This is a genomic window from Segatella copri (assembly GCF_009495355.1).
Taxonomy (GTDB): Bacteria; Bacteroidota; Bacteroidia; order Bacteroidales; family Bacteroidaceae; genus Prevotella.
The window spans coordinates 25,166-49,255 of the sequence record NZ_VZAD01000097.1; the positions used below are offsets into that span (position 1 = coordinate 25,166).

Sequence of the window (24,090 nt, forward strand, 5' to 3'; positions counted from 1 at the left end):
TGCGCACGGGTGTTTTATGAAACTCCTTTATTTCTTTCCTCTTTTGTTTCGGTTGTTGCTGTCGAAGTTGGGATTGAAGCTTTTCTTCTTTTTGTTTTTGAAGAAGCCGGCACCCTTGGCTTTGGCTTCGTGCAATTCGGCCCTGGCAGCAGCCACAACATCACGGATGTTGGCAGACTTTCCGTTCAGCGGTTTGCCATCATTAAGATATTTCTCTTCGTCGTAACAACCCACGTTGCCATAACCCTTTGGAGCATATTCGTTTTTTCCTCTCTGTACATTCTGACGATAGCCGCCTCGTTGTGAGTCTTGTCTGTAGGCTCCACGCTGATTCTCCTGTCGGTTGTTGCCACGCTTGCCTTTGGCTCCACGTCCTACTCCTGGGTTGTCGTAAGTAGAGCCAATGGCCTTGTCGTCGTAACGAGCTTGAGGCATTCTGCCTTTTCCACCTCTCAATGGTTTGTCGTAGAGCTTGGCTATCAGGTCGGAACGGCCAATGCGCTTCAATTCAGACTCAATAGCTCGACGCTCCTCCGGCTTGTACCAGAAGAAGAACATGCGCTGGGCAAGTTTTTCCTTTGGAGTCTTAGCGCTGAACACCGGTTCGAGCGTGTAGGGATCATAGCCGGTATACCAAGTCTCGGTAGAGATGGTCATGGGTGTAGGAGTGAAGTCCTGCACCTGCTCCAGATGGAAATCGAGTCCTTTGGTGATGACCGCCAACTCAGCCATATCCTCCTCATGACAGCCGGGATGCGAACTGATGAAGTAAGGGATGATCTGCTGGTTGAGTCCTTCCTCCTTATTGATGCGATCGAAGATGCGCTTGAACTCATAGAACAGGTCGAATGACGGCTTGCGCATGAACTTCAGTACTTCAGGGCTGGTATGCTCTGGTGCCACTTTGAGTCGGCCACTCACATGCTTGGTAATGAGTTCGCGGGTGTACTGACGGGCTGCGGCATTGATCTTCTCGTCCTTGCTCTTGTGCAACAACAGGTCGTAGCGCACACCACTGCCGATAAAACTCTTCTTGATGCCGGGCAGAGCATCCACGGCATGATAGATGTCGAGCAGTTTGCTGTGATCGGTGTTGAGGTTAGGACAAATCTGTGGATTCACACAGGAAGGTCGTTTGCACTTCTCACATGCCTTGAGGTTATTGCCATGCATTCCATACATGTTGGCAGATGGTCCGCCGAGGTCGCTCAGATAACCCTTGAAGTCGGGCATCTGGATAATCTTTTTCACCTCCTTGAGGATGCTTTCCTTGCTGCGACAGACCACAAACTTACCCTGATGGGCAGAGATGGTGCAGAAGGAACAGCCACCGAAACAGCCACGGTGAAGGTTGACCGAGAACTTGATCATCTCGTAGGCGGGTATGGTCTTACCTTTGTATTTAGGGTGGGGCAATCGGGTATAGGGAAGGTCGAAGGAGGCGTCGAGTTCCTCCGTTGTCATGGTAGGGAATGGAGGATTGACCACCACTACCTTGCCATCCACGGGCTGGATCATGCGCTGGGCATGAACCTTATTCGATTCTTCTTCCAGATGACGTACATTCTCTGCTTGTCCTTTCTTGTTCTGCAGGCATTCCTCATGGCTGTGCAGCATGATGTCATCTTCCTTGATACCGCCGGGGATCTCGTCCTCGCGACAGAGAAAGACTGTCTGCGGAATGTCTCTTATCTCCTTGATTGTGCGACCGCTGTCGAGTGCTTCGGCCAAGGCGATGATAGACTTTTCACCCATACCATAGAGGATGATGTCGGCACCCGAATCACAAAGAATACATTTCTTCAGCTTATCCTGCCAGTAGTCATAATGACTGATGCGGCGCATGCTGGCTTCAATGCCGCCCAATGATACAGGAACATCGGGATAGAGTTTCTTGAGGATCTGTGTGTAGACGATAGAAGGATAGTCGGGGCGCATGTCGTGACGTGAGTCTGGACTGAAAGCATCCTCGCTGCGCATACGCCGATTGGCTGTGTAGCGGTTTACCATCGAGTCCATTGCGCCTGGCGAAACTCCAAAGAAGAGACGGGGACGTCCCAGTTTCTTGAAATCTCTAAAGTCACCATGCCAGTCGGGTTGAGGTACGATGGCTACTTTGTATCCATGAGCTTCGAGCGTGCGTGCTATGACGGCAGGACCGAAGGATGGATGATCCACGTAGGCATCACCCGAGAAGAGGATGACATCGAGCTGATCCCATCCTCGCAGTTCGCATTCCTTCTTAGTGGTAGGCAGAAAATCTGTCAGTCTGTATTCCATTCTTACGTTTTAGTCTGTTATTGCGTTTGTGTCTTCTGCCTCGTTGGCGGCACGTTTGTCGAGCCAGTCCACATAGAGCAGGACGAGGTTGTGAAGGCCGAGTGCCTTCATGTTACTGTTGTAGATGACGTCGAGACACAAGTCGAGTAATGCCTTGTCCTGACAGTTGTCCGCTTCGAGCAGGGCACGTACGTTGAGCTTGAGTTTCTCCAATACTCCCTCGTCGATGATGCCGTTGCTGTCTACGAGGTTGCGGAGCAACTGGTATTTGTCGATGGTCTCAAGGTGCAGGTCGCTCACTTCTATAGAGCGTGTGCCTGACTGGTTTGCTTGAATTTTATACATAGTCTTTCTGTTTTTATGTTGTTGTTGTTATCTTTATTGAACTTTTAATTTTAGCTTACACAAGCGCAAACTTAGCGCCTCTGTTTCTACTCTGTCAGAAAACGGAGTATTCCCAAGAGAATGCTTGTGCGAGTCTTTTCTTCGTTGATACATTCGAGGGGGAACCCCATGGTGAATGAGCGATAGTCATTTCCCCTGTATGCTACTGCGGCACTACTGCCTGATGTGTAAACCATGGCGCTGAAGGGAGCGGTAACCCCTGTCGTTGTCGGCAAGAGTACTTCGGGATGTGTGGCAGCATAATGCCTGTCATTAAGCGTGTTGTAATAAGCGAAACGTAGGCCTAAGCCCGATACGCTGTCGGTAGTCTGTGTGATGCTGTCATTGGTTGGATAACTTACTTTCAGCACATCGTTCAGGAAGTCCTTCTCATCGGGTGTGGTCATGTCGCTTCCTATATAGGAACCGCTTACCAGCAAGGCACCGCCTCCATGAGTATAAGCCTTGAGCCGTTGCTGAAGGGTGGGGGTAAACGATTTATAATAGGTGGGTGTGTAACCGTCGTAGCGTTCCAAACCATTGATGAGGTCGACTACAGGGTAGGCATTCATCTTCACCTTTCCTGCTGCGACACATTCACTCGAACAGCTTGCCACATTGTATTTTTGGCTGGCAGCTATACTGCGGGCATGTTCTTCCACATAACTGAAATCGTTGCCGGCAATGAAGTTTCCTGCCAGTTCGTTGCCAGAATAGCCCAAGCCGGAACTGCTCTCGTTGCCCATCCTCTGTCGGTCGAAGACAAGTTGCTTACCACTCCATCCTGCCGTCAATCCATAGCTTACGCCAGGGTCTTGTTCCATGTCGAATCCTTGCAGGGAGTCGTTGTCGATCACCTGAGGCGCTGCCAGTCGATGGAAGTTGTTGACGATCAAGACCGTCTTGGTGGCTGCTGGCTCGTATCGCGCACAAAGTTTCTCGGTTGGGAAACTCTCCCCACCGCTGTTGAGAGCCGCCACCTTGAAAGTATAGAGTTCGCCCGGCTTCAAGTTCATGCTGCAAGAGGCTCCCTTAATGATCTGTCCGTTGTCAAAGCCTCCTTTACCCATAGCTGTATACAGAATATACGATGTTGGCTGGGCTGTAGGCTCGCTGTGGTCGGTCTGTGGACTCCATGACAGGTGGGCTGTTCCTTGGGCATCAATCTCTACCGAGAAATTGTTGGGTGCAAGGGGTTGAACTACATAGGGCAGACCGTGGTTGGTGCATACATATCTCAAGATGGTCTTATAGAGCGAGCGTGCTATGGTGAATTTGCCCATCGGGTCCTGACCAATCTTCATGTCGGGGAAACTCTGGTGCGACAGGGTCTCGATGATGGCGGCAGGAACTTCGGGCAAACGGGTTTCGGAGTAGTTGCGGTCCCAGAGATAACGCTCTGAGAATTCGCCATACTGCTGTCTAAGGTCGCTGACCAGATTCTTGAGCAAAGCCTTGGCCAAGTCCTTGGATGTCATGCGCGAGATGCCGCTGTTCAGCATGCCGTCGTTGAAGTTGGTGGTGCAGATGGCCAGGGAGCCCCAGGTTGTCTTTCCGTCCTTGTTGTAACCCGCGTCGCTGTGTACGGCAAGTGAGAGTTCTATAGGAACCTTCTTTCCCTGAAGCGCTGGCATATAGGGACTTCCGCCTCCCAACCAGTTGGTCATCAGCGAGCGTGTGTTGATGTCGTCGGCGTAGTCATTGGCTCCTTTTCTTCCTCCGTATACATGATAGGGAGCACCTGCCCACTGTGCATAGTATCGTGCTCCTTCGAGGCAGCGGGGCATACCGCTTGAGTTGTTGCCCCTCAGGATGTTGCCCATGCCGCCACCAAAACGTACGGCATCACTGGTCACCACTCCTCGTTTGGAAGCTTGATTGGTTACAACCACACGGTTGAGTGGATTGCAGCCCTTGTCAAAGTCGAATGTGCCCAAGTAGACCCATGTTCCTCCGCCCATGCGCTGGTTGACGGAAAACTCGGTTGCTTCTCCCTTGTGGTAGACGATGTATTTCGCATCGGTCACACTCTTGGGCAGACTTTGGTAGCTTACGTAGACAGCATACTTGCCTGCTTCGGGCAGGTCGGGCTGATAGCTTATCTCGCTATGGTTCTTCTTCTTGGTGGCTTTTGCCTTCCTTACAGTTCCGTCGGTAAAGGGATTCTGATTGTCTTCATAATATCTTCTTCTGGCAGCGAAACCTATGGAATCACAGTCTTTCCATTTTTTACCGTTGACGGTCTCAACATAATACGGGCGTTTGAAGGCATCATCGTTGTCGACGATCACTTCATGCTTCTGCCAGTCACGCTCACGTGGAGTGAAGACAATGGCTCCGGCATTCTGCAGCATGGGTATGAGGTAGGGCACCACGATGGTTTGCGTGAAGAGGTCCTCGGTAGTGCCGAAGAGGTTGGGGCGTTGCCATTTCCATCTTCTATGGTCTCCATCATAATATCTTCCGTGCGATGCCCATACCGAGAGGTGTCTGTTCTGCAGTCCACGCGTTACAAAGTAGGGGCGAGACATGTTGAAGACCCATGGGTCTCCCTCGTAGTTGATATCTTCCCATGCTCTTGTGTTGCCGTCAAGGTATACCTTGCCCGTCACAGACTGAGCTGCGACGGGCAAGGAAAGGAATGAGCATGCAGCTAAACTGCAAGTCAACAGTCGTATCATGTAGAGTTTTTCTTTCATCAGGGTTTTTATATGTTGCCTATCGTAAACTTCTCGGGCTTCTTTCCCTTGAAGTCTTTGAAGTACAACTTGATTTCTCGCATGTCGGCATCCAGGTCGCCAGATGGTATAATCTGCTTGGTGCACGTAATGAGCCGTTTCTGATAGTCTGCGCCATAGAGCAGGATAGGAATTCCTGCCTTGAGGGCAATGAAATAGAATCCCTTCTTCCAGTCGGGGTTGAGCGAACGGGTTCCCTCGGGTGTGATGCAGAGACAGAAGTGGTCTCGCTTGCGGGCTTCCTCAGCCAGGTTGTCGGTCATGCTGGTGTGCTTGCTTCGCCATACCGGTATTCCTCCCATCTTGCGGAAGATGGGTCCCAATGGCCAGAAGAACCATTCCTTCTTCATCAGGAAGTTGCTCTTGATTCCTTCGGCATGAGCGTAGAGTTGTCCGATGAGGAGGTCCCAGTTGCTGGTATGTGGAGCAAGACAGATAATATACTTCTCGGGATGAGCTATGGTAATCTCCTTGGTCCATCCCAAGCGCTTATAGAGTATCCATTTGGATAATTGTTGAATCATTACAGTGTGTTTCGAAGTTTTGGTTAGAAAACTTATATTATATATAATAATGTAAGAATCAGAATTCCTTCCAATAATTAATCCAGATTGTTGATTTGGTCAATAATCTCGCAGGCCTGCTTGTTGAAGTCTTCAATGAGCTTCTTATAGTACTTTTTCTGCTCCATGCCTGGCTCTGGATGTGACACGCGGCAGATAAAGTCTGTGCGAATCATGACAATAGCAGTCAGAATGCCGTCGACGTCTTCGTCTGCTGGTTTGCTGCTATACAATGAAGCTGCTACACACTCGGCGAACATATCGCTGGTGATGTAATTGATTGTACGTTTTAAATCTCTTTTATTAGCCATAGTTTTTATCTTTAAATGAATGACAATATGATTTCAATGCTCAAAGATAGTAAATTTATTCGTAATTCGTGCACAAGAATGAAAAAAAAGTTCTCTTTAACTCATTTTTAGCTTTATTTGTTTCTTTATGTGGAAAAAATAAATTACTTTTGCAGATGTTTTGAAGTTTCAGTAAATAAAAAATTATAAATTCTAAAAGACATGGAAAAAAGTGAATTGCAATTAGCACGAGCAGCCTACCTTCCTAAACTCCCTAAAGGATTACAGGGCAACGTAAAAGTGAAAGAAGGTGCTCCTACTCAGAGTGTAGACAATCAGGAAGAAATCAAGAAGCTCTTCCCTAACACTTATGGTATGCCTCTCGTAGAGTTCGTACCTGGTGACGAGGCTCACGACACCAAGATGAACGTGGGTGTTATCCTCAGTGGCGGTCAGGCTCCTGGCGGTCACAATGTCATTTGTGGTCTTTTTGATGCATTGAAGAAGTTGAACCCAGCCAACCGCCTTTATGGTTTCCTCATGGGTCCTGGTGGCTTGGTTGACCATAACTATATGGAGATTACAGCCGACTTCATCAACGACTACCGCAATACTGGTGGTTTCGATATGATTGGTTCTGGCCGTACCAAGTTGGAGAAGACCGACCAGTTTGACAAGGGTTTGGAGATTATCCGCGAGTTGGACATCCAGGCTGTTGTTATCATCGGCGGTGACGACTCTAATACCAATGCCTGCGTATTGGCAGAGTACTATGCTGCCAAGAAGTGTGGTGTACAGGTAATCGGTTGTCCTAAGACTATCGACGGTGACTTGAAGAACGATCAGATTGAGACTTCTTTTGGTTTCGATACAGCCTGCAAGACTTATTCTGAGTTGATTGGTAACATTGAGCGCGATTGCAATTCTGCACGTAAATACTGGCACTTCGTCAAGTTGATGGGTCGTTCGGCTTCTCACATTGCTTTGGAGTGCGCGCTTCAGACACAGCCTAACATCTGCCTTGTTTCAGAGGAGGTAGAGGCCAAGGATATGACATTGAACCAGATTGTAGAGAATATCGCTCAGGTAGTAGCCGACCGTGCTGCTGATGGTAATAACTTCGGTGTTGTTCTGATTCCTGAAGGATTGATAGAGTTTATCCCTGCTATCGGTCGTCTTATTGAGGAACTGAACGACCTCTTGGCAGCTCATGGTGCTGACTATAAGGATTTGGACAAGGATGCTCAGCGTGAGTACATTCTGGCTCACCTCTCTAAGGAGAATGCCGAGACATTCGCTACTCTTCCTGAGGGTGTTGCCCGTCAGCTCTCTCTCGACCGCGACCCACACGGAAACGTTCAGGTTTCTCTCATCGAGACAGAGAAGTTGCTCTCTGAGATGGTTGCTGCCAAGTTGGACGAATGGAAGAAGGAAGGCAAGTACGTAGGTAAGTTTGCCGCTCAGCATCACTTCTTCGGTTACGAAGGTCGTTGCGCTGCTCCATCCAACTTTGACGCAGACTACTGCTACGCACTTGGAACCAGCGCTGCACAGCTTATCGCCAACGGCAAGACTGGTTACATGGCCATCGTAAAGAATACAACAGCCAATACCGACGAATGGAAGGCAGGAGGTGTGCCAATCACCATGATGATGAACATGGAGAAGCGTAATGGCGAGATGAAGCCAGTTATCCGCAAGGCTCTCGTCGAGCTTGATGGTGCTCCATTCAAGGCTTTCGCTGCCAAGCGTGATGTTTGGGCAAGAGAAACTTCTTACGTTTATCCTGGTCCTATCCAGTACTGGGGTCCTGCTGAGGTTTGTGATCAGACCACAAAGACTCTGAAGCTGGAACAGGAAGGTAAATAAAGTTACCCTATAAAATAAGGAGAGTGAAGAGTGAAGAATTCAAATGCTTTTATTTTAAATCCATGCGGTTCTTTGCTTTTCACTCTTTGCTTTTCTTCATAAAAGCACATAAAACCAAATGGTACAAACCCAACGTAAACCACAAAAACGCAAAACAAGTCGACAGCCCGTCAGGCGCCGTCGCACTTCTCGTACCCGCCATGGCTTCTTTGGCCGATACCCTCGCTGGGCATGGTGGATAGGAGGTATTGCTGTTGTGCTTCTCTACGTGGGTGCGTTCTATTATTTCTTTGTGGGACCTACGGGGTTCCGCTGGCGTGCGCTTTATGGCGATGCCGAGTATCCTGATGGATACGAAATACGAGGCATCGACATCTCGCATTATCAAGGCACTATTGACTGGGAACAACTCAAGGACGCCATGATCAAAGGTTGTCCCCTGCGCTTTATCATTATCAAGAGTACTGAGGGTTCCTCACGTCTTGACGAGAATTTCAGAGAAAACTTTAATCAGGCACGCGATTATGGCTTTATTAGAGGCGTTTACCACTTCTGGAGCAACAAGTCGTCGGCACGCGAACAGGCTTATTTCTTCCTCGATAAGGTGCATCTTACAGAAGGCGACCTTCCTCCTGTTCTCGACATAGAACACAAGCCTGCCGATAAGAGTGTGGAGGAATTCCAGCGCGATGTGCTGACTTGGCTTCACATCGTGGAAGACCGTTATCATGTCAAGCCCATCATTTACACCTATTATAAATTTAAGGAGCAGTACCTTGGTGCTCCTGTTTTCGACGACTATCCTTATTGGATAGCCCACTACTATGTAGACAAGGTACAATACAAGGGTAAATGGAAGTTCTGGCAACATACCGATGCCGGTAAGTTGCCAGGTATTAAGGGTTATGTCGACTTCAATATCTACAATGGCAGCTATTATGATTTGCGCCAGCTGTGCATCGGAGCCAACAACAACGAGCGCAAGTTTATGGAGTGGTCAGAATAAGGCACGCCCAGCCTTCGTCGTCTCTTCTGCTTACCTCTCTCAGTCCCAGTTCCTCTGCTTTCTCTATCAGCACGGGGATGTCTTCGTTATAGAATCCGCTCAGTATCAGATAGCCGCCTTCGTTGAGCACGCTTCTGAACGACTTCATGTCAGCCAACAAGATGTTGCGGTTGATGTTTGCCATCACCAGATCGAACATTCCGCTGATGTGGTTGATGACCGAAGCATTGCCGAAGAGTACCTCCATATTGTCAACGCCGTTCAGTTGGGCATTATGCTGCGCATTGTTCACACTCCATTCATCAATATCATAACCCACAATCTCGCTTGCACCCATCTTGGCGCAGGCAATACCGAGAATACCCGTACCGCAACCACAGTCGAGAACGCGCTTCTTCGCTAAGTTCATACCAAGAAGGGTAGAGACGATCATACGGGTGGTCTCATGATTGCCCGTACCAAAGGCAAGCTTCGCCTCTATACCTATTTCTATATGGTCGGGCGAGGTAGTAGGGTGCAGGTCGGGATGTTTGGCGTCGTAGATGAGAATCTGGTCGTCGATGCAAATGGGTTCAAAGCCCTGTTCCTCCCATTCCTGGTTCCAGTCTTTGTCCTCAGCCTCCTTCACTTCATAAGTGATGTGGGCACTCTCTATGGGAAAATCGGCAATACTGTTGTCGAGGGCCTCCTTGTCGAAGAAATCTTTCTGCACATAGGCCTCCAGTCCTTGCTCCGTTTCCTCGAAAGACTCGAATCCCGCTTCAGCCGAGCTGTCTGCCAAGAGGTCTCTGCACACCTGCATCAGGTCGGCTTCAACCTCGATTTTGAATGTCGCTACTAAGTATTTCATTGAATTTCGTTTTAAATTTTACTGCAAAAATATAAAAAATAGGGAAAAACCTACCATTATTTAGGGTTTTTCTGTATTTTTGCATGTAAATAAGCAATATTTTTGCACTTGATTCATTGTATCTATAGACATAGATAACAGATATAAGAAGAACAACAATAATAAATAGGAGAAAAAGAATATGAAAAAATGGTTAGTCCTTTCAGTCTTTATGGCTGCCCTGCCATTGACAATGATGGCACAAGATGATGACCTCTACTTCAACCCGAAGCAAGAAGCCAAGAAGGCAGCCGAGGAACGTGTGCAGAAGGCAAAGCTGTTGGCTGCCCAGCGTGCACGTCAAGACAGCATATATGCCCTCTACTGGTCGGGAAGTGACCGAAATGTGGATGAATACAACCGTGGCGGTAAACTGTTGAGCCATTATCAGAACATCGGAGCCGACTCTTTGGGCAACGACATCATATCGTTCAGAGTGGGCAAGGGCGTGGCTCCCGATTCCATCTACGATGACGAGGCTTTTGCCGAGAAGTACATGCGTGGCATGGGTGATGATTTCGACTGCACCCGAGACCTGAGCCGTTGGGACGGATTTTACGATCCTTGGTTCTATAGTTATTACGGCTGCGGACCATACTACTGGCGCAGTTCTTACTGGCGCTGGCACAATCCATGGCGTTATGGCTATTATGCAGGATGGTACGATCCCTGGTTTGATCCCTGGTTCGACCCCTGGTATTATGGCTATGCTGGCTGGTATGGTGGTCCCTGGTATGGATGGGGTGGTTATTATCCTTGGTATTGGGGAGGTCCGGCTGTGGCTTACGTGCGCCCAAGCAACGGCTATCGTAGCTTTAGCCATTCAGCATCAGGCTCTAACGTAAATAGCTCTTACAGGAATAATTATCCTGGGCAATACAATCGCTTTGGCCGTCGCGAGAGCACAAATACCAACAGCAACCGAAACTACAATTATAACAACAACCGCAGCTTCAACTACAGCAACTTTGGCAACCAGAGTCATGGCGGAAGCTTTGGAGGCAGCCGTGGCGGAGGCTTCAGCGGTGGCGGAGGCGGTTCGCGCAGTTATGGTAGTGGAAGAAGATAGAAACTTTTTAATATTTCAAGAATATGAAACGTGTAAAGATCATTTTGCCGGCTTTGTTGGGACTCATGACAATTCCGGCTATGGCACAGGAAACTTATCAGGATGCCAAACTGGCTGAGACTGCTCTCACGGGTACTGCCCGTTATGTGGGCATGGGTGGAGCCATGGAGGCTTTAGGTGCTGACCTTTCTACTATCAGCACCAACCCTGCAGGTATAGGTATGTTCCGCAAGAGTCAGGCAGCTCTTTCTGCCGGTGTGCTGGCGCAGTCGTCGGCCGACAAGAACTTCACTTTTGATGGCACCAATGCCTACATCGATGGAAAGAACTCGAAGGTGAGCTTCGACCAGATTGGTTTTGTATGGTCTATGGCCAACCGCAACCAGACTTACGTCAACCTGGCATTCAATTTCCATAAGAGTACCGACTTCATGCAGATTCTCACGGCAACCAGTATGCTCAACGGTGCCTCACAGTCTAAGTTGGCAGCCAACAAGACTGACTACAGCAACTATATCGACACACGATATGATGGCTACATCCGCAATGCGGGTGACCTGATCTGGAACGGTGTGGACGAGAATTATCATAAGTTGATGGGCAAGGACGAGAATAACTTGCAGAATTTCTATGATGGTCGTTCCTTCCTTTTCGGACAGTATCAGCATGGCTACATCGGTGTCTACGACTTCAACATCAGCGGAAGCATCAAGAACCGCGTATGGTGGGGTGTCACCTTGGGATTGCATGATGTCAATTACCACAGCGACTCTTACTATACTGAGAATTTTGTAGCCGAAAAGGAAGCCTATGGCGAGTCGTGCGAGAGTCTGAAGATTGACGGAACTGGATTTGATGTAAAGGCGGGTGTCATCTTCCGTCCTGTGGAGAGTTCTCCTTTCCGCATCGGTGTCTATGTCAACTCGCCTGTATTCTATGACCTGACTATGAAGGGTACTGCCGATCTGTATCTTATCGACAATAATATTGTCAACGACCAGGGGCAGTATGCTGCCGGACATAACTCGTCATACGTGGGTTACGACTATCGTCTCAATACTCCCTGGAAAGCAGGTCTGAGCTTGGGTCACACCATCGGCAACTACTTCGCTCTCGGTGCTACCTACGAATATGCCTGGTACAATCACATGGACAATCGTATCAAAGACGGTGGCTATTATGACGGATGGGACTACTACGAGTCGAGCAGCAGCGACAAGCCTATGAACGACCACACCAAGGCAACCCTGAATGGTGTGAGCACCCTGAAGTTGGGTATGGAGTACAAGCCAATTCCGATGTTGGCTGTACGCGTGGGCTACAACTATGTGTCGGCTTTGTATAAGGAAGACGGTGTGCGCGACCAGACTTTGATGTGCTCTTATGATGCTGATGGTAATACAGGTGTCAACATGGCAACTTCTACCGATTACACCAACTGGAAGGCGATCAACCGTTTCACTCTGGGTCTTGGCTTCAACTACAAGAAGATGTTCCTCGACCTGGCTTACCAGTACAGCGCTCAGGACGGTGACTTCTATCCCTTTATGAGCAGCAAGAACTTTGGCACTAAAGAGGGTTTCACTCCAGCCATCAGCAATGAGGTCTCAGCAACCAAGGTTTCCAACAACCGTCATCAGTTGCTCATGACCTTGGGATATAAGTTCTAAGACACGTAAGTAATAGCGATCAGGCGAAGCTTCGCTTCCTTTGGTCGCACGGAAATTTAGAGTAAAATAAAGAAGTTAAGGGAAGTTAGATGGGTTAAGAGTCAAATGCTTTATTGTTTGAAAACTAAACAATAAGCAATGAACCTCTTACCAGTCTAACTTCCCTTATTTTTTTAGCCATATAGGAAATAAAAATCTTGAATTAAAAGATTTTTTGCTGAAATAGCATTAAAAATTTGCATTAAGCCCTTTTAAATTGTATCTTTGCACTTGATAAATCTCTGTTCAAAGCCTTTGAATGTCCGTTCAGAGCCTTTGAATGTCCGTTCAGAGCCTTTGAATGTCCGTTCAAAGCCTTTGAACGGAGATTTTAAATGTGGTTTAACGATTTTAGTTGACCACTCTGCGCATTATTGGTGTTTGGCAAAACAATCATAAGTGACAGACAATCATTTCCTAATAACAAAAAAACTTAATATAACTATGGCAAAGTACAAATTAGTAGAAATGGCAGACATGGATAAGACCGGCACACGCAAGGTTTATCCTAAAATGGTGACCTATCGGACACTGTCTACAGAAGAGTTTATAAAAAAGATGAAGTGGTATAACAACGCATTACCAACGAGCGCGATAGAGGCTGCTTTAACGGATATGTGTAACATATTGGCCCGTATGTTGGCTATGGGGTACAATGTCAACCTGGATGGATTGGGAACCTTTTCGTTGTCCCTGGGGTTCGAAGACGAAAAACCTACAGAGATGCAGCATGACGATGACAAGATGGCGTATCGTACAGTGGGAGTAAAGAATATCAATTTCAAGACATCGCCCGAGTTGATAAAGGAAGTAAGACTACTTGTCAACTCCGATCTGGAACGTGATATGAGTGGTGTAAAAGTTATCAAACGCGAGCTGTACTCCAAAGAAGAGCGTGTCAGTCGTGCCTTGGAAGAGATTCATGAAAACGGTTTCATCACCCTTACCGATTATGCAGCCATCAATCATCTAAGCCGGACTGCCGCCTCCATGGAATTGAAAACGTTGACAGATGACCCTTCTTCTCCTATCACTGCAAAAGGAAGAGGCTCTCACAAGGTTTGGGTGAAGAAGCAAGAGGAATAATCGGAAATTTTCGAATAACATGACTCAAGTTTCTCTTGTGGTTCAAGTACGCCCTGAAAGGGTAGAAGCTCTTAGCCCAGGGAGGGCACTGAAAAAGTAAAATCCATTAATACATACAATTAATAAATACAATTATGAAAGCTACAAGAATCATCACAACAGTGTTTATTGCGCTTGCCTCACTTGCAGCCCATGCACAGGAAGGAGCATGGAACGGCGAACTAAACATAATGGGAACTAAGTTGCCTTTAGTATTCAACTTCTCTGGCGACGGCTGCACCATGGATTCGCCTTCGCAAGGTGCTAAAGGAATACCAGCCGAGAAGACTATTAAGGACGATGGTACAATAAAAGTTTCGGTTGCCATGATTGGAGCCACATTTGAGGGAAAGATGGAGAATGGCGAAATTAAAGGTACATACACCCAAAATGGTTTCCACATCCCTCTTACACTAAAGCCCGGCAAACTTGTAGTTAAACGTCCGCAAACTCCGGTTGCTCCATTTCCATATAAGGAAGAGAACATAAGCTTCACAAATGCAGGATATACTTTCAACGGTACCCTCACCCTACCACAAAACTATTCTAAGCAGACTCCCGTAGTGCTGATGGTTACTGGTAGCGGACAGCAGAACCGCGACGAAGAATGGTTTGACCATAAACCCCTTGCCGTAATTGCAGATGCCTTGGCTCGTCAAGGCATTGCTTCCTTACGTTATGACGACCGTGGTTGGAATGATAAGAATATTGATTTCGGTCAATTCACAACAGCCGACTTCCTCCAAGATGCCGCATCTGCCTTACCATTATTGCGCAAGCGCTTCAATAAGGTTGGAATATTAGGACATAGCGAGGGAGGCACAATAGCCATGATGCTTGCCGCTGAAGGCAAAGCCGACTTCATTGTGTCGCTCGCTGGCATGGCTATATCAGGTAAAGAAACTCTCGTGATGCAGAACCGCCAGGCAATGTCATCCTTAGGCCTGCCTAAGGAGATGGTGGATTCCTACTGCAATAACATATCAAATATTCTCGAAGAGATTGCCAATGGCAAGAAGACAAGTGAGATAACCATCGACGGAGTGCCAGACAATTTAAAGCCTATCCTAAAGAGATCATTAGAGCAAGCCGACTTGCCATACATACGCCATTTCATAACTATAGATGCTGGCAAGCAGTTGTCCAAGATTAAATGCCCAGTGTTGGCACTTAACGGCACAAAAGACACTCAAGTGGACTGCGCCGCCAATACAACTATACTTGAAACTGGACTCTCCAACTGCAAGCACACTATAAAGAAGATTGATGGTGTAAACCATCTGTTCCAGCATTGCTCTACTGGCAGCATTGTGGAATATCAGCAAATAGAAGAAACCATTGCACCTGAAGTGCTGGAGACAATAACCAAGTGGATTAACGAACAGCAAAGAACAATAAATGAAGCTCAAGAATAAAGATTAATAAATTGAGAGTCGCCTATCACAATAATACCCAATTACCAAGGAGGTTTGGGGATAATTATTTTATATAAAGACTTTGGCATACTATTTTTTATTTGTAACTTAGCAAATTAAAAACGCTAAGTTACAAATAAAGCTCCTCAAATCCGCAACTAAGCCCTTCAACGTCCTTCTTGCGTGTACACGTCCTCTCATTACTGAATTATCAGATAAATTGAGGCTGAAATGCCCACTTCTGCCTACAATATCCCCTTACCCCACAATGCGACTTGAGACAAAGCCCGTACTTGAACCACATGTGAAACTGGGGGGATTACCGCCCCTAAGGTTAAACATGTTTAATTGTCAAAGAAAATCATGGCTTTTTCGGATGATAATATTACTTTTGTAGCATCAAAAACTCAAGACACTAAAAACAAACCAAAAATGGATTCACACACAACTAATTAAAAAAACAAATATAAACTACAAAAAACAAACACTAAAAACAAAACAGTGAAAATGAAAACTAAAACAAAGACAAAGGTAGCGCTTGTAGCGTTGTGCCTTTTAGCTTCGCATGGAGCTATGGCTAAAGATTATTACTTGGCACCTAATGGTACAGGTAATGGTATGACTATCGACAAGCCTTTTGGTGACCCGGTAAAGGCTTTTGCTGCACTGAAGGCTGGCGACATTCTCTATGTAAGAGGAGGAACCTACCATCTTTCACAAACCATCAATGTGACTGAGACAGGTACTGCAGACAAGCGTATCTGTGTGTTTGCCTATCCTGGTGACACAGAGCGCCCAGTATTCGACTTCGCTGGACAGCCACGCAGTACTGCAACAGAGGCTGCTAACAACCGAGGTATCATGCACAAGATAGGTGCCAACTACTGGCATTATCGTGGTCTCGACATCTGCCATTCTGCTGACAATGGTATGAAACTTGAGGGTAGTTATTGCGTAGTGGAGCTCTGCCGCTTCTATGGCAATGAAGACACAGGATTGCAGCAAGGTTTCGGTAAGGACAGTAAAGGCAACAACACCCGCAATACCGAGTTCAAATACGGAAGATTCAATATTATCGTCAACTGCGATGCTTATGATAACCACGACCCATGGACTAACGGAGGCAACGCTGACGGTTTCGCCATCAAACTGTTTCCTGGCCCTGGAAACGAGTTTCATGGTTGTCGTGCCTGGCACAACTCTGACGACGGCTGGGACTTGTACTACACCGTTTTCCCTATTGTGGTTGACAACTGCTGGTGCTTGAATAATGGTTTCGACAAGGGTAATGCCAACGGATTCAAGATGGGAGGATGCAAGCAGGGCGGTACCTCAACAGGCGGTCATGTATTCAAAAACTGTATTGTCGCTTTCCACGCCAACAAAGGATTCGACCAAAACCATCATCGCGAGGGTTCTTATCTGATCAATGACCTCTCCTATGGCAACGGCATCAACTATGGTTACAACATGGAAGCGCCTGACTATGGCAACTGGGTGCTGCGCAACTGCGTGGGCTTTGCCTATGGCTCACAAAAGATGGAACGTAACTCTGCTTTCACTAAGGCGCCAGACATCGAATACTGTACTTGGACCACACTCGATAACACCAATCCTTTGGGTGAAAAGGCAAGCAGCAATGGTACTTCCTATGCCAAAACTATCAATAATTATTCTTCCGAGTACGAGGATCTGAGCTACGAGACAGGCATCAGTGCCCGTCAGGATAACGGAGAGTTGCCTTTGAAGTTCGGTCGTCTGAAAGCTGGCAGCAAGCTGATTGATGCAGGTACTCCGATTACAGATTTCAAGACGGTGGATGCTCATAAGGCTGCATACGAATATGCGGACAATGCGCCACAGAACTGGTCAGTAACCCTCAACATCCCTTATGTAGGCAAGGCTCCTGACTATGGTCCATACGAATATGGTGGCGATGACAATGCCTATACGCTCAAAATGCCTGTGAACGACGGTACGGTGGAAGATGCCATACCTGAGCCAAGCGATGGAAAGAACTGGGTAACCACAACCGTAGTCAACAACTATCTCTTCCAGGATGAGGTAATTGCCGATGAGGTGAAGAAGTATATCACAGGCGGAACAGCAGATGGCGTGAATCCAAGATACTATGGTAAGTCATCAGATGGCAGTGGTTCGGTGACCTACGTAGATGAAACTACGGCGAGAGGCAAGAAGTACTCTGCTACTTATGGTGCTTACAGAATTCCAAAGACAACCAACGTAGAGTTCACCCTGCCTTCTCTTGCCGAGATGAAATCTAATGTATATTGCACTGGTCGTCGTACGCTCGTTATCGACTGGCATTATGCAGATAATTCCAAATCAGGAACGGTACCTGTCTCGTTGTCAGAAGGTGTAGCTCCGGTTGACGTGAAAGCCAAGGTGGGCAAGATAGAGAAGAAGCCTATTGTTGTGACTTTGACCAATAATGGTGGTGGCGACATGTACCTTACCGACCTGACACTGGGCGTTTACCAGGAGGTGGACGAAGATGGCAATCCTATTGTTTCGGGCATTGAACAGGTAGAGAAGGATAGCGCCACAAAGACCTATCAGATGTACCAGACCACCAATGGTCTGATTGTCTATGGTGACATTGCCTCACTCAATGTCTTCAGCGCTGACGGTAAGAAGGTGGCAGGCTCTACAGACTCTCAGTTTGTCAATACCTCTGCTCTTGTCAAAGGCATGTACATTGTGCTCATCAAGGGCAAGGATGGAAGCACAGGCGCACAGAAGTTCCTGCGCAGATAAGTTTCAAGCGAAAGAAATAATGAATCACAGAATGGGTGCGACGTGTGTGAACACCTATTAACGTGTTTCAAAGTAATTGAAATAATTTGCGATTCAGAAAGATAATTTGTAATTTTGGCATTCGTAAGTTTATTGATAACGAATATCCAAAAATATGAAGAAAATACTTTTTGCAATCGTTCTGTCTCTGACGGCTCTGAAGGTATCGGCTTACGATTTCCTCAGAGCCGTTAAAGATTCTATTCCCGGAGGCTACAACTTCTGGGTTTATACACCAGTAGATTATTTTTATTCTCAAGAGCAGACTCCTGTCATCATCTTCCTGCATGGAGCAAGCCTTTGCGGAAGAGACCTCTCGCGTGTTCGCCGTTATGGTCCTCTTGATGCCATCGTGAAAGGCAGGGATATTGATGCCCTCACCATTGTGCCTCAGAACCCCGGTGGAGCCTGGAGCCCGAAGAAGGTGATGGATGTCTTCGACTGGGTAAGGAAACATTACGCCTGCGACTCTACCCGTGTGTATGTGCTGGGCATGAGTCTCGGCGGTTATGGCACTATGGATGTCTGCGGCACCTATCCCGACCGCATTGCAGCAGGAATGGCACTCTGCGGAGGTACCTCGCTCAAGGATGTGAGTGGACTGGGCAAGTTGCCTTTCTGGATTATTCATGGTACTGCCGACAGAGCCGTGCCCGTGAAACAGTCGAAGGTGGTGGTGGAGAAACTGAAAAGGAGTGGCAACGACAGCCGACTGCTCTACGACTGGCTGCCTGGTGCCAATCATGGAGCACCTGCCCGTATCTTTTATCTCAAGAAAACCTATGAGTGGCTTTTCTCTCATAGTCTGGTGGATAAAGACCGTCCTGTCAACAAGAGCATCGACATAGGACTTGGCGATTTGCGCAAGGCTTACCGTGACGTCAACCGCAACAAACCTGCGCCCGAACTGATCGACGGTCCCAGTATTATCAAAGAAGAAGGGAATGAGTATTAATGCTCATTCCCTTCTTATGCTTTTCGCAAGTTTAGGAGTTAAAGAAGTTATCACTCCCAACAGTTGCAAGAAATTATCACTCCCTTCGGTCGTTAGAAGTTACTGATGTCTCGCCTGTTTTCCCCCACACGCCCTGAAAGGGCAGAAGCTCTTAGCCCAGGGCAACGCCCTGGGTTATTTTGTACGCAAACCTGTCGCCCTGTAAGGGCAAAAGCTTTACATAACGCAGAGAATTTTCAATTTTTATTAGGTATATTTTAAAGCTTTTGCCCTTACAGGGCGCCTTGCAGACTGCCATTATACCCAGGGCAACGCCCTGGGCTAAGAGCTTCTGCCCTTTCAGGGCGTGCTGCTACTTCTTTAACTACTCTAACTTCCCTTTATAATCTTGTCATGTGATAACCCATGGCGTTGAGCTGGATGGCTGCGCCCATCAGGTACATCTGGTGCAGGGCAGCGATGAAACCCCTGAAGGCAGCCTCAGTACCTGGCTCCAGACCTTGATGGATAAGTGTGTTATAGGTACGGGCGGCACACTCTGCCACAATGTTCGATAAGCCTTTGTGGGCATACTCGTCCAGCAGCAGAACCTTTTCACAGATGTAGTCATCCATGTGGTCGAAATCTATGCGGTCGCGCAGATAGATATACAGATCCTCCACCTTGCCGTATAGCTCCCAGTCCTCATCCCAGTATTTGGCGATGGCCATGCCTACAAACATAATCCAACCCAAGGCTACAGTGGGATACTTGCCAAACTCACGCATGGCATCGGGCAGATAACTCTCGCCAATCTTTGCCCAGAGTGCCTCAATGTCGGGAGCTTCAGGCAGACGCTCATCTATTCGCCCCACTGAGAGGAGATACTGATGCAGGTCTTCCTTAAATATCAGCTCTATAGGTTTCTTGTTGTTATTCTCCATAACGATTTACTTTTCTATGATTTCGTTGGCTCTCTTCAATGCCAGGTTGATGTGGCTGCAGATGTTCTCTTCGCCGATGAGGTGATAGAATCCTGCATGCTCCAACTGTCCGTTCACTTTCTCTCTTACTCCCGAAAGCACAATCTGGATGCCTTCCTTCTTACTCATCTCGCAAAGGTTGGTAAGGTTGTGGATACCTGTAGAATCAACGAAGGGCACCTTACGCATACGGATGATGCGCACCTTAGGACGGTCGCCAAATGAGGCCATGATTTCCTCAAACTTATTGCCGGCTCCAAAGAAGTAAGGACCATTGATCTCATACACCTCCACACCCTGTGGAATGATGAGGTGATCCAGGTTTCCTGTAGAGAACTCTGCGTCCTGGTTGAGGTCGATCTCCTCGGTGATGGCCTTGACATCAGTAGTCTCCGACATACGTTTCATGAAGAGCAGACAGGCGATGATGAGTCCCACCTCGATTGCGATGGTGAGGTCGAAGATGATGGTGAGGAAGAAGGTGATGAGCAGGACGGTAACGTCGCTCTTAGGATTCTTCATCAGTTCAAGGAACGAGCGCCATCCACACATACCGTAAGAAACGACCACCAGCACACCTGCCAGACAAGCCATAGGAATGTACTTGGCCAAAGGCATGAGGAACAGGAAGATAAGCAACAATACCACGGCATGGATGATGCCAGCAACAGGGGTCTTACCGCCATTATTAATATTGGTCATGGTGCGGGCTATGGCTCCTGTGGCAGGAATACCGCCAAAGAGGGGAGAGGCAATGTTCGCCAGTCCCTGAGCCACCAACTCGGTATTGGAATCGTGGTGGTCGCCGATAACACCATCTGCTACAGTAGCAGAGAGCAAAGACTCGATGGCTCCCAGAATGGCAATGGTGATGGCTGGTGATACCAAGCTCTTGATGGTTTCCCAGTTCATGTCGGGCACCTGAGCGGCTGGCAACTCATTGCTGATAGAGAAGCGGTCGCCAATGGTCTCGATAGAGAGGACACCGGCAAAGTTTTTCAGCAGCAGGGCAACGATGGTCATCAGGATAATAGCTATCAATGAGCCTGGAATCTTCTTGCTGAAACGTGGAGTGACAGCAATAACCACCACACTCGCTACACCTATCAGGGCGCACCATGGGTCTATTGTGTCGAAGTTCTGCAGATAGACTCCCCATTTCTCGATAAAGTCGGAAGGGTTGGAAGGAAGAGTCAGTCCGAAGAGATCTTTGATCTGGGTGGTGAAGATAGTGACAGCGATACCGCTGGTGAATCCCACCACGATGGGATAGGGAATGTACTTGATGATGGTACCCAATCGCAGCAGTCCGAAGAGTACGAGAAAGAAGCCAGCCATCAGGGTAGCGATGGTGAGTCCCTCGAAGCCATACTTCTGTATGATGCCGTAGATGATGATGATAAACGCACCTGTAGGTCCGCCTATCTGCACCTTGCTTCCTCCGAAGAGTGAGATGACGAGACCAGCCACAATGGCTGTGATGATACCCTTTTCTGGTGTTACTCCTGATGCAATACCGAACGCAATGGCCAAAGGAAGGGCAACGATGCCCACAATGATACCAGCCATGAGATCGGACATAAATGTTTTCTTGTTGTAAGTCTTCAAACAAGAAAACAACTTTGTCTGAATGTTGAAAGCCTTCATTATTGTGTTATATTTTTCAAAAATTTGGGTGCAAAGTTACTAATAAATATTCATAATAGCAAAAAAAACGTAAACTTTACACCCTAAATCTTTAATCCATATAATCCACCTTGATGACTATCACTCTTATTTGTTGGTCGTTAGTGTCGTTTTCCACTTTGGCTATATGCCAGTCGCGAGGGAAGAAAATAAAGAATTCATCGGGATTACTGTCATAGAATCTTGCTTTCTCTACCTGGTAATCATAGTGTATCACGTCTGGTCGGTACTTGCTGTTGGGCATACTGGTGTAATGGTCGATGATGCCAAAACGCTCCGTTCCCTTTACCACATACTGGAAATCGATGTGGTGGTTGTGACTCTCGCTCCTTCGTTTTGCCAATGGACCGTTCTGCGAATCCTCTACACTTACCACCAACTGTGTGCCGGGTATTTTGTGCTTGCCCTTGCTGATGGCGAGCAGGTCGGTATGACTCAGATACTCGAAGAGGGCTTTCCACTGTGCAGGGTTTTTTTGATATTGCAGATAGAAGTCTACGAGATTCACGCTGCTGTGGGGCTTGGCCTGCACGAAACCATTGCGCCACTCGCCCGACTCTGCCCACTGTTGCGCCTTCTTGATGAGGTCGGGTTGATTGCCATAATACTGGGTATAGTAACCCTTGACCTGTGTTTGTGGCTTGCTCAGATCCTTTGTCTTCGTCTGTGCCTTTGCATAAGCGAAAGAGCAGAGTAGGGCGCATGCCATGAAACTCTTTATGAGATACAGATAGCTTTTCTTCATATTTGAATAAAGTTTGAATAACAAAAAAGAGGATTCTCCCGAAGGAGGAATCCTCTTTACATTATGTTCAAAAAATTTACATCAGTCTTAGTTTCCGATTACAGAATGGTCTTAACAGCCTCGAGCATACCCTTCTCCTGGATGAGGTCGAGATCCTTCTTAACCAACTCTGTCAAGCCAGGAACAGTCTTGTTGAGGTCTTCCTTCCAGATGTAGTCGAAAGCAAGAACACCCTCAGCCACCTTCTGAGTATCGCCAGTAGCCCAGAGCTCTGTCAGCTTGTCGATAATCTTTTGGTCGTCCTGTGGCTTGATCTCTGCACCGTCAGCTCGCTTGCCACCCTTGTAATAAGTGATGATAGCAGCCAAACCGAATACCAAGCCCTGTGGCAACTCACCCTTACGCTCCAAGTAGATCTTCACGCCTGGGAGGTCGCGAGTCTCATACTTAGGGAATGAGTTGAGCATGATACTTGTTACCTGGTGGTCAACAAATGGGTTCTCGAAGCGCTCCAATACGTCAGAAGCAAACTTCTGCAACTCGTCCATTGGCAGGTTAAGAGTCTGCATCAACTCATCGAACTGTACTTTGTGGATGTACTTGCCCAATACTGGGTGCTCGCAAGCATCGCGTACGATGTTTACACCGCTCAGGTAAGTGACAGGGCTCAATACAGTGTGAGGACCGTTGAGCAGTGTTACCTTACGCTCGTGGTATGGCTTCTCGTTGTCGGTGATGAGAACGTGCAGACCAGCCTTGTGAGCAGGGAATTCTTCCTGCATCTGCTCTACAGTCATATTCTCAGCCTTCTCGATTACCCAGAGGTGGAAGCTCTCAGCCTTAACTACGAGGTTGTCCTTGTAGCAAACCTTCTGCTGAATTTCCTTGATGGTATCACGTGGGAAACCAGGAACGATACGGTCTACGAGAGTAGCGCATACGTAGCAGTGGTTGGTGAACCACTCCTTGAAGCCTTCGTAGTCAGCGCCCATGTCACCCTTCCAAAGTTCAATGTACTGATAGATGCACTCCTTCAGGTGGTGACCGTTGAGGAAGATCAACTCACAAGGCATCAGAATCATACCCTTAGTTGGGTCGCCCTCGAAGAACTTGTAGCGATGGAACAGCAACTGTACCAACTTACCTGGATAAGAAGCAGCAGGAGCATCAGTAAACTTGCAAGAATCATCGAATGCGATACCAGCCTCAGTTGTGTTAGAGATGATGAAACGCATCTCTGGCTGCTCTGCCAAAGCCATAAAGGCCTGATTTTGAGAATATGGATTGAGTGCACGGCTAATCACGTCGATACGCTCAAGAGTATTGATGGCCTGACCATTCTCCTTACCCTGAAGGTTTACATGGTAGAGGCAGTCCTGACCATTCAGCCAGTCAACCATACCGCCAGCCAAAGGCTGAACGACAACAACAGAACCGTTGAAGTCGGTCTTCTTGTTCATATTCCATACAATCCAGTCAACAAATGCGCGAAGGAAGTTGCCCTCACCAAACTGGATAATTTTCTCTGGCATAACGCTCTTTGGAGCAGTACGCTTGTTCAAAGATTTAAGCTCTTTCATGATTTGTT

At 47.5% G+C, this 24,090-nt stretch carries 18 protein-coding genes; 8 read left to right on the top strand and 10 right to left on the bottom strand.

Features of this window, described 5'->3' with window-relative positions:
- Positions 1-27: 27 nt before the first annotated feature.
- The 5 genes from F7D20_RS12475 to F7D20_RS12495 all read right to left on the bottom strand — a co-directional run bounded on the left by F7D20_RS12475 (position 28) and on the right by F7D20_RS12495 (position 6,276).
- Positions 28-2,280 (bottom strand): YgiQ family radical SAM protein, encoded by a 2,253-nt coding sequence (locus tag F7D20_RS12475; RefSeq protein WP_158464332.1) that lies wholly within the window; start codon positions 2,278-2,280, stop codon positions 28-30.
- Between the two features lie 9 nt (positions 2,281-2,289).
- Positions 2,290-2,625 carry a hypothetical protein gene (locus F7D20_RS12480; RefSeq protein ID WP_022252316.1) on the bottom strand — a complete coding sequence of 112 codons (336 nt, stop codon included), beginning with the start codon at positions 2,623-2,625 and terminating at the stop codon, positions 2,290-2,292.
- An 86-nt stretch (positions 2,626-2,711) separates the two neighbouring features.
- Positions 2,712-5,363, bottom strand: a complete 2,652-nt coding sequence (locus tag F7D20_RS12485) for a fibronectin type III domain-containing protein (protein WP_228114191.1) — start codon at positions 5,361-5,363, stop codon at positions 2,712-2,714.
- 8 nt (positions 5,364-5,371) lie between these two features.
- The gene (locus F7D20_RS12490; RefSeq protein WP_022252314.1) at positions 5,372-5,926 is read right to left on the bottom strand and encodes a 1-acyl-sn-glycerol-3-phosphate acyltransferase; all 555 of its coding nucleotides are present in this window, start codon (positions 5,924-5,926) and stop codon (positions 5,372-5,374) included.
- A 77-nt stretch (positions 5,927-6,003) separates the two neighbouring features.
- Positions 6,004-6,276 (bottom strand): hypothetical protein, encoded by a 273-nt coding sequence (locus F7D20_RS12495; RefSeq protein WP_022252313.1) that lies wholly within the window; start codon positions 6,274-6,276, stop codon positions 6,004-6,006.
- A gap of 201 nt (positions 6,277-6,477) precedes the next feature.
- Here F7D20_RS12495 and F7D20_RS12500 point away from each other — a divergent pair, with 201 nt between their 5' ends.
- Together F7D20_RS12500 and F7D20_RS12505 are read left to right on the top strand one after the other, a co-directional pair.
- The gene (locus F7D20_RS12500) at positions 6,478-8,124 is read left to right on the top strand and encodes a diphosphate--fructose-6-phosphate 1-phosphotransferase (protein ID WP_022252312.1); all 1,647 of its coding nucleotides are present in this window, start codon (positions 6,478-6,480) and stop codon (positions 8,122-8,124) included.
- Positions 8,125-8,242: 118 nt separating this feature from the next.
- A complete protein-coding gene (locus F7D20_RS12505; RefSeq protein ID WP_022252311.1) occupies positions 8,243-9,130 on the top strand; it encodes a glycoside hydrolase family 25 protein in 888 nt (295 codons plus the stop codon).
- Here the strand turns inward: F7D20_RS12505 and prmA are convergent.
- Entirely contained in the window at positions 9,111-9,980 is an 870-nt protein-coding gene (gene prmA / locus F7D20_RS12510; protein WP_158464333.1) for a 50S ribosomal protein L11 methyltransferase, read from the bottom strand. The genes F7D20_RS12505 and prmA overlap by 20 nt on opposite strands.
- A 181-nt stretch (positions 9,981-10,161) precedes the next feature.
- Between prmA and F7D20_RS12515 the strand changes: the two genes are divergently transcribed.
- The 6 genes from F7D20_RS12515 (at position 10,162) to F7D20_RS12540 (ending at position 19,109) form a co-directional block, all read left to right on the top strand.
- Positions 10,162-11,088 carry a hypothetical protein gene (locus F7D20_RS12515; protein ID WP_022252309.1) on the top strand — a complete coding sequence of 309 codons (927 nt, stop codon included), beginning with the start codon at positions 10,162-10,164 and terminating at the stop codon, positions 11,086-11,088.
- A 23-nt stretch (positions 11,089-11,111) separates the two neighbouring features.
- Positions 11,112-12,758, top strand: a complete 1,647-nt coding sequence (locus F7D20_RS12520) for an OmpP1/FadL family transporter (RefSeq protein ID WP_158464334.1) — start codon at positions 11,112-11,114, stop codon at positions 12,756-12,758.
- A 483-nt stretch (positions 12,759-13,241) separates the two neighbouring features.
- The gene (locus tag F7D20_RS12525; RefSeq protein WP_022252307.1) at positions 13,242-13,883 is read left to right on the top strand and encodes a DNA-binding protein; all 642 of its coding nucleotides are present in this window, start codon (positions 13,242-13,244) and stop codon (positions 13,881-13,883) included.
- Between the two features lie 134 nt (positions 13,884-14,017).
- On the top strand, positions 14,018-15,337 hold the full coding sequence (locus F7D20_RS12530; RefSeq protein WP_158464335.1) for an alpha/beta hydrolase family protein: 1,320 nt from the start codon (positions 14,018-14,020) through the stop codon (positions 15,335-15,337).
- A gap of 507 nt (positions 15,338-15,844) precedes the next feature.
- Positions 15,845-18,115, top strand: coding sequence for a right-handed parallel beta-helix repeat-containing protein (locus F7D20_RS12535; RefSeq protein ID WP_158464336.1), 2,271 nt, complete (start codon positions 15,845-15,847; stop codon positions 18,113-18,115).
- A 154-nt stretch (positions 18,116-18,269) separates the two neighbouring features.
- The gene (locus F7D20_RS12540) at positions 18,270-19,109 is read left to right on the top strand and encodes a prolyl oligopeptidase family serine peptidase (RefSeq protein ID WP_158464337.1); all 840 of its coding nucleotides are present in this window, start codon (positions 18,270-18,272) and stop codon (positions 19,107-19,109) included.
- A 380-nt stretch (positions 19,110-19,489) separates the two neighbouring features.
- On the opposite strand, the gene F7D20_RS12545 is transcribed toward F7D20_RS12540, so the two are convergent.
- From F7D20_RS12545 to F7D20_RS12560, 4 genes are all read right to left on the bottom strand, one after another.
- Positions 19,490-20,032, bottom strand: coding sequence for a hypothetical protein (locus tag F7D20_RS12545; protein ID WP_158464338.1), 543 nt, complete (start codon positions 20,030-20,032; stop codon positions 19,490-19,492).
- A gap of 6 nt (positions 20,033-20,038) precedes the next feature.
- Positions 20,039-21,718 (bottom strand): SulP family inorganic anion transporter, encoded by a 1,680-nt coding sequence (locus F7D20_RS12550; protein WP_158464339.1) that lies wholly within the window; start codon positions 21,716-21,718, stop codon positions 20,039-20,041.
- A gap of 91 nt (positions 21,719-21,809) precedes the next feature.
- The gene (locus F7D20_RS12555; RefSeq protein ID WP_228114192.1) at positions 21,810-22,502 is read right to left on the bottom strand and encodes a YhcH/YjgK/YiaL family protein; all 693 of its coding nucleotides are present in this window, start codon (positions 22,500-22,502) and stop codon (positions 21,810-21,812) included.
- 98 nt (positions 22,503-22,600) lie between these two features.
- On the bottom strand, positions 22,601-24,082 hold the full coding sequence (locus F7D20_RS12560; RefSeq protein ID WP_022252300.1) for a tagaturonate reductase: 1,482 nt from the start codon (positions 24,080-24,082) through the stop codon (positions 22,601-22,603).
- Positions 24,083-24,090 lie beyond the last annotated feature (8 nt).

Bases quoted from the DNA above. Each gene is read 5' to 3' on its own strand.
- F7D20_RS12475 (WP_158464332.1), bottom strand. From the start codon at position 2,280: ATGGAATACAGACTGACAGATTTTCTGCCTACCACTAAGAAGGAATGC.
- F7D20_RS12480 (WP_022252316.1), bottom strand. From the start codon at position 2,625: ATGTATAAAATTCAAGCAAACCAGTCAGGCACACGCTCTATAGAAGTG.
- F7D20_RS12485 (WP_228114191.1), bottom strand. From the start codon at position 5,363: ATGAAAGAAAAACTCTACATGATACGACTGTTGACTTGCAGTTTAGCT.
- F7D20_RS12490 (WP_022252314.1), bottom strand. From the start codon at position 5,926: ATGATTCAACAATTATCCAAATGGATACTCTATAAGCGCTTGGGATGG.
- F7D20_RS12495 (WP_022252313.1), bottom strand. From the start codon at position 6,276: ATGGCTAATAAAAGAGATTTAAAACGTACAATCAATTACATCACCAGC.
- F7D20_RS12500 (WP_022252312.1), top strand. From the start codon at position 6,478: ATGGAAAAAAGTGAATTGCAATTAGCACGAGCAGCCTACCTTCCTAAA.
- F7D20_RS12505 (WP_022252311.1), top strand. From the start codon at position 8,243: ATGGTACAAACCCAACGTAAACCACAAAAACGCAAAACAAGTCGACAG.
- prmA (WP_158464333.1), bottom strand. From the start codon at position 9,980: ATGAAATACTTAGTAGCGACATTCAAAATCGAGGTTGAAGCCGACCTG.
- F7D20_RS12515 (WP_022252309.1), top strand. From the start codon at position 10,162: ATGAAAAAATGGTTAGTCCTTTCAGTCTTTATGGCTGCCCTGCCATTG.
- F7D20_RS12520 (WP_158464334.1), top strand. From the start codon at position 11,112: ATGAAACGTGTAAAGATCATTTTGCCGGCTTTGTTGGGACTCATGACA.
- F7D20_RS12525 (WP_022252307.1), top strand. From the start codon at position 13,242: ATGGCAAAGTACAAATTAGTAGAAATGGCAGACATGGATAAGACCGGC.
- F7D20_RS12530 (WP_158464335.1), top strand. From the start codon at position 14,018: ATGAAAGCTACAAGAATCATCACAACAGTGTTTATTGCGCTTGCCTCA.
- F7D20_RS12535 (WP_158464336.1), top strand. From the start codon at position 15,845: ATGAAAACTAAAACAAAGACAAAGGTAGCGCTTGTAGCGTTGTGCCTT.
- F7D20_RS12540 (WP_158464337.1), top strand. From the start codon at position 18,270: ATGAAGAAAATACTTTTTGCAATCGTTCTGTCTCTGACGGCTCTGAAG.
- F7D20_RS12545 (WP_158464338.1), bottom strand. From the start codon at position 20,032: ATGGAGAATAACAACAAGAAACCTATAGAGCTGATATTTAAGGAAGAC.
- F7D20_RS12550 (WP_158464339.1), bottom strand. From the start codon at position 21,718: ATGAAGGCTTTCAACATTCAGACAAAGTTGTTTTCTTGTTTGAAGACT.
- F7D20_RS12555 (WP_228114192.1), bottom strand. From the start codon at position 22,502: ATGAAGAAAAGCTATCTGTATCTCATAAAGAGTTTCATGGCATGCGCC.
- F7D20_RS12560 (WP_022252300.1), bottom strand. From the start codon at position 24,082: ATGAAAGAGCTTAAATCTTTGAACAAGCGTACTGCTCCAAAGAGCGTT.